Raw genomic sequence first — 12,169 nt, forward strand, 5'->3', positions numbered from 1 at the left:
TCCTTGCGCCGGAACGAGGCGGCGGGATTCACCAGGGACGGCCACAGGCGTGACGATATAACAACAGAATAATGTTCTTCTTGAACCCGTTGTGATTAATGGTGGGGATGCTTTCTGTGGAAAATTCACAATAAGTCTTCCATATCAATCACAACTGCACATGTTAATACTGTGGACAAGCCTTGTGTCGAGGCGGGATAAAGGCTGCATGGGCGGTGGATGGCTACCCGACCCATCCACAGGAGCGAACCATGCGGCTCGGTGTCCCCTGACCATCCCCCGGCTTTCGCTATTTTTTCCACAGCCTGCAGGTGGCGCGCCCGGGGTGTGGATAACCATCCTGCGGGGCGATACAATGCCCGGTCGTTCCACGAACAGATGGTGAGGTCGCGTGTCGCTGGCTCTCTGGCAACAGTGTCTGGATACCCTGCAGGACGAGCTGAGCTCGCAGCAGTTCAATACCTGGATCCGTCCACTCCAGGCGGAGGAGGGGGATGCCGGCGAACTGTGCCTGCTGGCACCCAATCGCTTCGTCCGGGACTGGGTCAGTGACAAGTACGCCAAGCGCATCGGCGAGCTGATGCGCGAGCTGTCGCCGGCCAGGCCACCCAAGGTGGTGCTCTCGGTCGGCAGCCGCCGTGCCGCCCCCACGCCTCAGCCCCGCGAGCTGGGCCACCCGGTCTCCGCCGGGCATCGCCGGCCGATGGCGCCGGCGGTCCATGCCCCACCGCGCGGCGACGTCGCCGACGAGGGGGAGATCGAGTCGTCGGGTGAGGAAGTCGCGGCCCCCCGTCGTCCCGCCGGAGAGCGTCAGGTCCAGGTCGAGGGCAGCCTCAAGCACAACAGCGGCCTCAATCCCAACTTCACCTTCGAGACCTTCGTCGAGGGCAAGTCCAACCAGTTGGCCCGGGCGGCCTCGCGGCAGGTATCCGAGAATCCCGGCGGTGCCTACAACCCGCTGTTCCTGTATGGCGGCGTGGGCCTCGGCAAGACCCACCTGATGCATGCTGTGGGCAACGCCCTGGCCGGGCGCCGCGAGAATGCTCGGGTGGTCTACCTGCACTCGGAGCGCTTCGTGGCCGACATGGTCAAGGCACTCCAGCTCAATGCCATCAACGACTTCAAGCGCTTCTATCGCAGCGTCGATGCACTGCTGATCGACGATATCCAGTTCTTCGCCGGCAAGGAGCGCTCCCAGGAGGAGTTTTTCCACACCTTCAACGCCCTGCTCGAGGGCGGCCAGCAGATGATCCTCACTTCGGATCGCTACCCCAAGGAGATCAGCGGTGTGGAGGAGCGCCTCAAGTCGCGTTTCGGCTGGGGGCTGACGGTGGCCATCGAACCGCCGGAACTGGAGACCCGGGTGGCGATCCTGATGAAGAAGGCCGATCAGGCGAAGGTGGACTTGCCCCACGATGCCGCCTTCTTCATCGCCCAGAAGATCCGCTCCAATGTTCGCGAGCTGGAAGGGGCGCTGAAGAAGGTGATCGCCGACTCCCACTTCATGGGCAAGCCGATCACCCAGGATTTCATCCGCGAGTCGCTCAAGGACCTGCTGGCGCTGCAGGACAAGCAGGTGGGCGTGGACAACATCCAGCGCACCGTGGCCGAGTACTACAAGATCAAGCTCGCCGACCTGCTCTCCAAGCGGCGTTCCCGCTCGGTGGCCCGGCCCCGCCAGGTGGCCATGGCGCTGGCCAAGGAACTGACCAACCACAGCCTGCCGGAGATCGGCGACGCCTTCGGTGGTCGGGATCACACCACGGTGCTGCATGCCTGCCGCAAGGTGCAGGCATTGCAGGAGGAGAACGCCGATATCCGCGAGGATTACAAGAACCTGCTGCGGCTGCTGACGAGCTGATCGGCTTCGCCCACCCTCTGACCCATCGTCAGCTTGTGGTTTAATGACCGCCATGCCGTTCGGCCCGTGCCGCGCCGGCTGCAACCCTTCAGGACAAGACGTGGAGCCGACATGAAATTTTCCATCTCCCGTGAAGCGCTGCTGCGACCGCTGACGCTGGTGGCCGGCGTGGTGGAGCGACGCCAGACCCTGCCGGTGCTCTCCAACGTGCTGATCCAGGTCGACCAGGACGAGGTGGCGCTGACCGGCACCGACCTGGAAGTGGAACTGATCGGACGCACCGTGGCCAGCCAGGTGGAGGCCCCCGGGGCCGCCACCATGCCGGCGCGCAAGCTGATGGACATCTGCAAGTCCCTGCCCGACCAGGCGGAGATCCAGCTCTCCCTGGAGGAGGGCAGGGCGGTGCTGCGCAGCGGGCGCTCGCGTTTCACGCTCTCGACCCTGCCGGTCGCGGAGTTCCCGAGCATCGAGGACAGCCAGGGCAGCACCGAGCTGAGCCTGCCGCGCGGGGTGCTCAAGCAGTTGATCGATGCCACCTCCTTCGCCATGGCCCAGCAGGACGTCCGCTACTACCTCAACGGCATGCTGCTGGAGATGCGGTCCAACCTGGTGCGTGCAGTGGCCACCGATGGCCACCGCCTGGCCGTCTGTTCCCGGCCGGCAGAGGTGCCGGTCGAGCCGGCCCAGAAGCTGATCGTGCCACGCAAGGGCATCCTGGAGCTGGTGCGCCTTCTCGACGATGGCGACGACCCGGTGAGCCTGACCCTGGGGGCCAGTCATATCCGCGCCCATACCGGGGACTTCACCTTCACCTCCAAGCTGGTGGACGGCAAGTTCCCCGACTACGATCGGGTCGTGCCGAAGGGCGGCGACAAGGTGTTCATCGCCGATCGAGCCGAACTTCGCCAGGTGCTCTCGCGTACCGCCATCCTCTCCAACGAGAAGTATCGCGGTGTTCGCCTCCACCTCGAGGAGGGTAACCTGCGGGTCATGGCCAACAACCCCGAGCAGGAGGAGGCCGAGGAGAACATCGCCATCGAGTACAGCGGCCCCGCCCTGGAGATCGGCTTCAACGTCGGTTACCTGGTCGACGTGCTCAACGCCCTGGACGAGGACCGCGTCCAGATGACCCTGGCCGATCCCAACAGCAGTGCGCTGATGGAGGAGCCGGGTGGTGGCGATGCCCTCTACGTCGTCATGCCCATGCGTCTCTGATAGCGGCCGGCGGCCTTCAGCGGGCCGCCCGCCCCTTGCCTGTCATGCCTCTCGATCGCCTCGTCTTCAATGGGTTAAGAAATCTTCAACCCGTTGATTTTAAACCATGTTCCCGGGTAAACCTGCTCGTCGGCGAGAATGGTAGCGGCAAGACCAGCCTGCTCGAGGGGATCCATATCCTCGGCATGGGGCGCTCCTTTCGCACCCGCAACATGCGCCATGCCATCGCCCATGAGGCGGATGGCCTGGTTCTGCATGGCCGGCTGGTCGGCGATCCCCCGATTCCCTTTGGCGTCAGGCGCTTGCGCAGCGAGTCGGAGCTCGAGATTCGCCTGGCCGGCGAGCGTGTCGGTCGCCTGTCCCGGCTGGTCGAGAATCTTCCCCTCCAGCTCATCAATCCCGATGCCTTCCGCTTGCTGGAAGGTCCTCCTGCCGGGCGTCGCGAGTTCCTCGACTGGGGCGTGTTTCACGTGAAACACGATTTCCTCGAGGCCTGGCAACGCGCTCGACGCGCCCTGAAACATCGGAATGCGCTACTCAGGCATGGTAGAATGGATGACATTTCCCTGTCGGCCTGGGAGCTCGAGCTGGCGCACTGGGGCGAGCGCATCGATGCCTTGCGCAGCGCCTGGGTCGAGGCCTTCCTCCCGGTGTTCGAGGAGACGCTGGCCGGATTGCTGCCGCTGGAGGGACTTCGGCTTCGCTACTCCCGTGGCTGGGACCGGCGTCGCGCGCTGGGCGAGTTGCTGCGCCAGGGGAGGGATGTGGATCGGCAGATGGGGTTCACCCAACAGGGACCCCAGCGGGCGGACCTGGCGATTCGAATGGGACGCCGGCCGGCCGTCGAGGTGTTGTCCCGCGGTCAGCAGAAGCTGGTCGTCAGCGCCCTCAAGCTGGCCCAGGGCCGCCTGCTGGAGGCCAGCACGGGACGACGCTGCATTTACCTGATCGACGACCTCCCGGCCGAGCTTGACAGCGCCCATCGGCGGCTGTTCTGCCGCTGGCTGGAAAACATGCACTGCCAGGTGTTCATCACCAGTATCGATCACGATCCCCTGGCAGATCTGTGGCAGGCCGATACGCCGGTCTCCATGTTTCACGTGAAACGTGCGAGATCGGGAGACGGCGAGCTGGTGCCACTGGAACGACAGACTTCATGACGGAGCAGTCAATGAGCGAACAGGCCTACGACTCATCGAGCATCAAGGTACTCAAGGGGCTGGATGCCGTACGCAAGCGTCCCGGCATGTACATCGGTGATACCGATGACGGCACGGGCCTGCACCACATGGTGTTCGAGCTGGTGGACAACTCCATCGACGAGGCGCTTGCCGGTTACTGCAGCGAGATCCGCGTCATCATCCATCCCGACGAGTCGATCACGGTCAGCGACAACGGTCGCGGCATCCCTACCGATATCCACGAGGGGGAGGGCGTGTCGGCGGCCGAGGTGATCATGACCGTGCTGCACGCCGGCGGCAAGTTCGACGACAACTCCTACAAGGTCTCCGGCGGCCTGCACGGTGTCGGCGTCTCGGTGGTCAATGCCCTTTCCGAGGAGCTCAAGCTGACCATCTGGCGGGCCGGCGATGTGTATGAACAGGTCTACCACCACGGGGTAGCCGACGCCCCCCTGTCGGTGGTCGGCAAGACCGAGCAGTCCGGCACTCGTGTGCACTTCCGGCCCTCGCCGAAGACCTTCGCCAACATCGAGTTCCACTACGACATCCTGGCCAAGCGCCTGCGCGAGCTCTCCTTCCTCAACTCCGGCGTCGCCATTCGCCTGATCGACGAGCGCAGCGGCAAGGAGGAACTGTTCCATTACGAGGGGGGCCTCATGGCCTTCGTCGATCACCTGAACACCAACAAGACGGTGCTCAATCCGGTGTTCCACTTCAACATCGAGCGTGAGGATGGCGTCGGTGTCGAGGTGGCGATGCAGTGGAGCGACTCCTTCTCGGAGAATATCTTCTGCTACACCAACAACATCCCCCAGCGCGATGGCGGAGCCCACCTGGCGGGCTTCCGGGCGGCGCTGACGCGCTCCCTGAACGGCTATATCGAGTCCGAAGGCCTGTTGAAGAAGGCCAAGGTGAATACCTCCGGTGATGACGCCCGGGAGGGGTTGACCGCGATCATCTCGGTCAAGGTGCCGGATCCCAAGTTCTCCTCCCAGACCAAGGACAAGCTGGTTTCCTCGGAGGTGAAGACGGCGGTGGAGCAGGAGGTGGGCCGCCTGTTCTCGGACTACCTGATCGAGAAGCCCAACGAGGCCAAGTCGATCGTCAACAAGATGCTGGAGGCCGCCCGGGCCCGCGAGGCGGCACGCAAGGCCCGCGATATGACGCGGCGCAAGGGCGCCCTGGACATCGCCGGCCTGCCGGGCAAGCTGGCCGACTGTCAGGAGAAGGATCCCAGCCTTTCCGAGCTGTTCCTGGTGGAGGGCGACTCGGCGGGCGGCAGTGCCAAGCAGGGGCGTGATCGCCGCACCCAGGCGATCCTGCCGCTCAAGGGCAAGATCCTCAACGTGGAGAAGGCACGCTTCGACAAGATGCTCTCCTCGGCGGAGGTGGGCACCCTGATCACCGCCCTGGGATGCGGCATCGGCCGGGAGGAGTTCAACCCCGACAAGCTGCGCTATCACTCCATCATCATCATGACCGACGCCGACGTCGACGGCTCTCACATCCGCACCCTGCTGCTGACCTTCTTCTTCCGCCAGATGTCGCAGCTGATCGAACGCGGTCACGTCTTCATCGCCCAGCCGCCGCTCTACAAGGTCAAGCGCGGCAAGCAGGAGCTCTACCTCAAGGACGAGCAGGCGATGACCGATTACCTGACCAGCAGTGCCCTGGATGGGGCGCGCCTCTACGTCAATGCCGATGCCCCGGCCATCAGCGGTTCCCAGCTGGAGGCGCTGGTCAACGAGTATCGCGACGTCATGCGGCGCATCGACCGGCTGTCGCGCGTCTATCCCAACGAGGTGTTGCGCAAGATCGTGCATGCCGCTCACTTGCACGGCGAAGAGAGCCTGCGTGATCGGGTGACCATGCAGAAATGGATCGACTATCTGCAGGCGGAGATGGATGCCCTGGTCGCCTACGAGGGAGGGCCGCGCTATACCTTCCGTCTCGAGGAGGACACCGAACGCAACCTCTTCCTGCCGGCGGTGACCCTCGCCGCTCACGGCGTGACCACCGACTACGTCTGGGGCATGGACTTCTTCACAAGCGCCGATTACCGCGCCATCGCCGGACTCGGCGAGACGCTCGACGGCCTCCTGGAGGAGGGCGCCTTCGTGGCTCGTGGTGAACGCCAGCGGCCGGTGGCCAGCTTCTACGACGCCCTGGAGTGGCTGATGGCCGAGGCCCAGCGCGGCCTGTCGATCCAGCGCTACAAGGGGTTGGGCGAGATGAATCCGGAACAGCTCTGGGAGACCACCATGAACCCCGAGACCCGCCGCATGCTGCGGGTCTCCATCGAGGATGCCGTGGCCGCGGACATGATGTTCAACACCCTGATGGGCGACGAGGTGGAGCCACGGCGCGACTTCATCGAACAGAATGCCCTGGTTGCCAATCTGGACGTATGATCAATGCCGCCGTGACGTGTTTCATGTGAAACACTACTGAGCGCCTAGAAAAAGTGAAACCCCGCGAAGGTGAGACCCGCGGGGTTTCGCTTTTCGGGGGAAAAGAATGTTCCCCGCCGACCGCAACAGATAGTGATCATACTGGCTACTGGCTACTGGCTACTGGCTACTGGCTACTGGCTACTGGCTACTGGCTTCGAGCTTCGAGCTACTGCGTAGCGAGCAACCAGTCCACGAAGGCGGCCAGGTCATCGAAGAGATGCGTCCGGCGGTCGGGCGCTGCCAGCTCGGGGTGCTTGGCGAGGGTGCGTTCTCCCTTGCCGGTGCGTACCAGCACCGGTCGACAGCCCATGGGCTCGCCGGCCTGGAGGTCACGCTGGCTGTCACCCACCATCCAGCTTCCTTCGAGGCTGGTCATTCCCAGTGCATCGCGGATCTCCACGAGAAGTCCGGGAAGCGGCTTGCGGCAGTCGCAGTCGTCGTCCGGGCCGTGGGGGCAGTGGGCGATATGGGCGATTTCGCCCCCCGCCTCGGCGACCAGACGCCGCAGCTCGGCGTGCATCTCTGCCAGGCTGGCCTCGTCATAGTAGCCGCGGGCGATGCCCGACTGGTTGGTGGCCACCGCCACCGTCCAGCCAGCTTGTGTTAGCCGGGCGATGGCCTGGAGGGCGGAAGGGTAGGGGAGCCACTCCTCAAGGGACTTCACATAGGCGTCGGAATCCCGGTTGATGACACCGTCGCGGTCGAGGATCACCAGGCGGTCGGGTGAAGGCATGTGGGGGCGCTCCTGCTGCTCGGTTCATTGCCAGGGAGTGTTTCATGTGGAACATCGCTTGCCAAGCGCCAAGCGTGAGGTGGCGCCCTGAAGAAGTAGACACCTTCGTTGGGCAGCGGCTTCAAACGCTTCGGGCGGCAGTCTATACACGGCGCCATGGAGCCGCACCTTATCGTAATACTCTTCGATGTAGTACTGCGCCTCAGCTTGCAGCTCGTCTCGGCTCTGCCGCCCCGGTGGCCGGAGCCATTCCTCCTTCCGTTAGGCACAGAAACTCTCTGCACGGCGTTGTCCCGGCAATTGCCACGGCAGGACATGCTCAGTGGCTCTCTCGCCCTGTCACAGCCACCGCATTCCCGCTTTCGTTACGCTACTGAGCGCCCCGGTCGGAGTGAAAGCGCATGCCTTTGCCTGAAGTCTGCCGCGCCTCCCAGATCGTGTTCGGCGCCCGTTGCACGATACGGCAGTCGCGTCGTGGAGGGCCCACGAGCCGTCGAGAATACAGGCCCATGAGGATAGCCAGGTACCACCACACCTCCTGACAGCGCTTGGATGGTACCGGAGACCCAGACCCGATTGGGCTCGGCCACGTCGAACTCCCGGTCCAACCGGTGTGGATGGCGCAGGTAGCCCCGCTTAGGGCAACGTTAGCCGGGACCAGAGCCCGCATCGAACGAAGCCCGCGTGCGGCAGAGCAGGCGCTGCACGCGATTCCCGGGTGCAGGCAACGCTCAGATTGACAGCTGCCCGCCGATAGCCGGGCACCCCCGACTGTCGCTCCGTCTCGGACAGCAGGGAGCGCAACAGAAGTCCGTGCTCCGTCGCCCGAGGCGACGATGGGCGGTCGAGTCATCCATAGGGTCGACCGAGCACGTCGAGCATCTAGGCCACCGAACACAAATTTAACTTCGGTGTCTTGGCGAAGTACTCGTTGGCTTTCCTAAGATTTCCACCTCCAGCTCACTCAGGCCCTTATGGGGGAGCGCTTTCGGCCCCCCTGTGGGCCGGCGGTCGTCAGTGGTCACGACCTCTCGCCGCCATCGACTCAACATCGCCCGGTTCAGCCCGAACCTCCTCCGCCTCGTTTGACAGGATGTGGGGGGCGCCGGAGAAGGGTGGCGGACGACATGGTGTTTGAACTCGGAGTACTGGCGTCGTGCCTTTCAAGCGCATAGCACCTTCCTGTAGGGCTATGGCAGATGACGGTACCGCTCGAGGCTGTTCCGTCGACAGGTCTGCGAGGGGGCCGCTGTGAACCCCTCCCTGGACGCTACCGACGCCCTGCTTCGCTCTCGCGTCCCGCTTCGCTTGCAGGACCGGTGCTGGCCATCCATGGCCAGCCCGTTCGGAGCAATGCTCCTCACCCCTGGCGTAGGACCTCCTCTTCGACCTGTCCCCGGCGCCTCTCGCTTTGGGCAACTGCGATAGCCCTGCACCTTCCTGCCAGGTTTGCCGGCAAGGCATCTACGAGTTCAGGGGCAGTCCAGAGGGGAGAGGGGGCGTTTCACGTGGAACATCGCGGGCATTGCCGCTGGCGAAAAGGGAGGCCGGTGTGCCCGATACCGGTCAACAGCGGATGTAGCGTCGGGCGTTGTTCCACATGAAACATCCGGCGTCTCGACGGAGGGCCGTCCTCCCGGCATGAAAAAGGCCGGCAGCCTGTGCTGCCGGCCTCTCCGACCGCGGACGCTACCCGAGCCGAGCTTACTGCTGGAGCTGGGCGATATCCGCCACCTCGAGGAAGAGCGCGCGGAGGTCGGCCAGCAGGGCCAGGCGATTGCGGCGGACCGCCTCGTCCTCGGCCATGACCATCACCTCGTCGAAGAAGGTGTCCACGGGTTCGCGCAGGCCGGCCAGGGCGTCCAGGGCCTCCGGATAGCGATTCTCGGCGAACAGCGGCATGACGCGGTCTCGCTGGGTGCTTACGGCGTCATGCAGGGCCTTCTCGGCGGCTTCCTGGAGCAGACCGGAGTCGATCCCGCTTCCCAGCGCGTCGTCCTGCTTGGCCAGGATGTTGGAGACGCGCTTGTTGGCGGCTGCCAGGGCGATGGCCTCCTCGCGGCCGGCGAAGGCCTGGACGGCGCGCAGGCGGCGGGCGAAGTCCAGTGGCTTGGTGACCGGGCGCGCGCGTACCGCCAGGTAAACCTCGGTGTCGATGCCTTCCTCCTGCCCCCAGGCACGGAAGCGGTCGAGCATGTAGCCGAGGACCTCGTCCACCAGCCCCTCGGCGTAGGGCAGTTCCTGGTGCTGGGCGCTGGCCAGCTCGAGCAGTTCGCGCAGGTCCAGGTCCAGCTCGCCCTTGATCAGGATGTTGAGCACGCCGATGGCGGCGCGACGCAGGGCGAAGGGGTCCTTGGTGCCGGTGGGGCGGGCACCGATGCCGAAGATGCCGGTCAGGGTGTCGAGGCGATCGGCCAGCGCCAGGGCCAGGCCGGTGCGGCTCTGGGGGATGGCGTCGCTGGCGAAGCGGGGCAGGTACTGCTCCTCCAGAGCCTGGGCCACCTCGGCAGGCTCGCCGTCGTGCCGGGCATAGTAGCGGCCCATGATGCCCTGCAGTTCGGGGAACTCCAGCACCATCTCGGTGACCAGGTCACACTTGGCGAGCTCGGCGGCACGTCGTGCCTGGCCCACGTCGCCATCGATGCGCCCGGCGATGAAGGCGGCCACGGCGGCACTGCGGTGAGCCTTGTCGGCCAGGGTGCCCAGCCGCTGCTGGAACACCACGCCGGAGAGTTCGTCGATGCGCGAGGCGAGGGGGCGCTTGCGATCGGTGTCGTAGAAGAAGGCGGCGTCGGCCAGGCGCGGGCGGATCACCTTCTCGTTGCCCTCGATCACCCGTTGCGGGTCGGCGCTGTCGATGTTGGAGATGGTGATGAACAGCGGCTTGAGATGGCCGGCATCGTCCAGCAGGTGGAAGTATTTCTGGTTGGCCTTCATGGAGGAGATCAGGCACTCGGCGGGCACCTCGAGGAAGCGTTCGTCGAAGCTGCCGGTGAGGGCCACCGGCCACTCCACCAGGCCGCTCACTTCGACCAGCAGGTCCTCGTCGATCACCGCGGTGGCCTCCTGGACCTCGGCCTCGGCCAGCACCTGCTCGCGGATGCGCTCACGACGGGCGTCACGATCCGCCAGCACCCAGGCGTTCTCGAGGGCGGCGAGATAGTCGTCGGCATGGCTGAGTTCGATGGTCTCGGGGGCGTGGAAGCGATGGCCGCGCGTGGTGCGGCCGGCCTTCAGGCCCAGTGCCTGCGCCTCGACGACCTCGCTGCCGTAGAGCATCACCAACCAGTGGGCGGGGCGGGAGAACTCCACCCGGGAGGCGCCCCAGCGCATGTTCTTGGGCACCGGCAGCGCGGCGATGGCTTTCTCGACGATCGCCGGCAGCAGGGCGGTGGTCGACTCGCCCCGCTGCTGCTCGCGGTAGCCCAGCCAGGTACCCTTGTCGGTCTCCAGATGGATCAGCTCGTCCACGCCGACGCCGCAGGAGCGGGCGAAGCCCTCGGCGGCCTTGGTGGGCCGGCCATCCTTGAAGGCCGCGGCCAGCGCCGGGCCACGGCGCTCCACCTCGCGGTCGGGCTGCTTGTCGGCCAGGCCTTCGATGCGTACCGCCAGGCGGCGTGGCGTGGCGTAGGCGCTAACCTCGCCGTGGGCCACGTCGGCCTCGGCGAGGCCGCGGCGGATGCCGTCGGCCAGGGCGTCGGAGAGGGTGTCGATGGCGCCCGGTGGCAGTTCCTCGACGCCCAGTTCAACCAGTAGGGTGTTGGCAGCCATGCTCAAGCGTCTCCCTCGTCAAGCAGTTCGCGGCGCAGGGCCTCGGGGGCCAGCGGGAAGCCGGCGGCCTTGCGGGACTCGTAGTAGGCGTGAGCCACGTCTCGGGCCATGGTGCGCACGCGCAGGATGTAGCGCTGGCGCTCGGTAACCGAGATGGCGTGGCGGGCGTCGAGCAGGTTGAAGGTATGCGAGGCCTTGAGCACCTGCTCGTAGGCGGGCAGTGGCAGGCCGGCCTCGAGCAGCCGGGTGCAGTCGCGCTCCTGCTGGTCGAAGGCGCCGAACAGGAAGTCGACGTCGGCGTACTCGAAGTTGTAGGCGGACTGCTCGCGCTCGTTCTGCAGGTAGACGTCGCCGTAGGTGACCTTCGAGCCGTCCGGGGCAACGGTCCACACCAGGTCGTAGACGCTGTCCACGTCCTGCAGGTACATGGCGATGCGTTCCAGGCCGTAGGTGAGCTCGCCGGTCACGGGATAGCACTCCAGGCCACCGGCCTGCTGGAAGTAGGTGAACTGGGTCACCTCCATGCCGTTGAGCCACACCTCCCAGCCGAGGCCCCAGGCGCCCAGGGTGGGGGATTCCCAGTTGTCCTCGACGAAGCGGATGTCGTGCACCAGGGGATCGAGGCCAAGACACTTCAATGAGCCGAGGTAGAGTTCCTGGAGCTCGGCGGGGGAGGGCTTCATCACCACCTGGAACTGGTAGTAGTGCTGCAGGCGGTTGGGGTTCTCGCCGTAGCGACCATCGGTGGGGCGGCGGGAGGGCTGCACGTAGGCAGCGTTCCAGGTCTCGGGGCCGATGGAGCGCAGGAAGGTGGCCGGGTGAAAGGTACCGGCGCCGACCTCCATGTCCAGGGGCTGCAGGATCACGCAGCCCTGTTCGGCCCAGTACTGCTGCAGGGCCAGGATCAGCCCCTGGAAGGTTGCCACGTGTGGCGTCGACTCAGTCATTGCGGAAG

7 protein-coding genes are annotated in these 12,169 nt (G+C 65.4%); 4 read left to right on the forward strand and 3 right to left on the reverse strand.

Translation table 11 applies throughout. The annotated features are described in order from the left end of the window. The first annotated feature begins 391 nt into the window (after positions 1 to 391). The 4 genes from dnaA (at position 392) to gyrB (ending at position 6,668) form a co-directional block, all read left to right on the forward strand. Entirely contained in the window at positions 392 to 1,861 is a 1,470-nt protein-coding gene (dnaA, locus tag QWY80_RS15355) for a chromosomal replication initiator protein DnaA (RefSeq protein ID WP_290233281.1), read from the forward strand. A gap of 111 nt (positions 1,862 to 1,972) precedes the next feature. Beyond that, a complete protein-coding gene (gene dnaN, locus QWY80_RS15360; RefSeq protein ID WP_290233283.1) occupies positions 1,973 to 3,076 on the forward strand; it encodes a DNA polymerase III subunit beta in 1,104 nt (367 codons plus the stop codon). A 44-nt stretch (positions 3,077 to 3,120) separates the two neighbouring features. Beyond that, positions 3,121 to 4,236, forward strand: a complete 1,116-nt coding sequence (gene recF / locus QWY80_RS15365; RefSeq protein ID WP_290233286.1) for a DNA replication/repair protein RecF — start codon at positions 3,121 to 3,123, stop codon at positions 4,234 to 4,236. 11 nt (positions 4,237 to 4,247) lie between these two features. Further along, positions 4,248 to 6,668, forward strand: coding sequence for a DNA topoisomerase (ATP-hydrolyzing) subunit B (gyrB, locus tag QWY80_RS15370; protein ID WP_290234180.1), 2,421 nt, complete (start codon positions 4,248 to 4,250; stop codon positions 6,666 to 6,668). 208 nt (positions 6,669 to 6,876) lie between these two features. On the opposite strand, the gene gmhB is transcribed toward gyrB, so the two are convergent. The 3 genes from gmhB to glyQ all read right to left on the reverse strand — a co-directional run bounded on the left by gmhB (position 6,877) and on the right by glyQ (position 12,161). Continuing rightward, on the reverse strand, positions 6,877 to 7,443 hold the full coding sequence (gene gmhB, locus QWY80_RS15375; RefSeq protein ID WP_290233289.1) for a D-glycero-beta-D-manno-heptose 1,7-bisphosphate 7-phosphatase: 567 nt from the start codon (positions 7,441 to 7,443) through the stop codon (positions 6,877 to 6,879). A 1,704-nt stretch (positions 7,444 to 9,147) separates the two neighbouring features. Beyond that, a complete protein-coding gene (gene glyS / locus QWY80_RS15380) occupies positions 9,148 to 11,214 on the reverse strand; it encodes a glycine--tRNA ligase subunit beta (protein WP_290233292.1) in 2,067 nt (688 codons plus the stop codon). A gap of 2 nt (positions 11,215 to 11,216) precedes the next feature. Beyond that, positions 11,217 to 12,161, reverse strand: a complete 945-nt coding sequence (glyQ, locus tag QWY80_RS15385; RefSeq protein ID WP_290233295.1) for a glycine--tRNA ligase subunit alpha — start codon at positions 12,159 to 12,161, stop codon at positions 11,217 to 11,219. Positions 12,162 to 12,169 lie beyond the last annotated feature (8 nt).

Origin of the sequence: Halomonas ramblicola (assembly GCF_030409215.1) — a bacterium.
Classification (GTDB): domain Bacteria; phylum Pseudomonadota; class Gammaproteobacteria; order Pseudomonadales; family Halomonadaceae; genus Halomonas; species Halomonas ramblicola.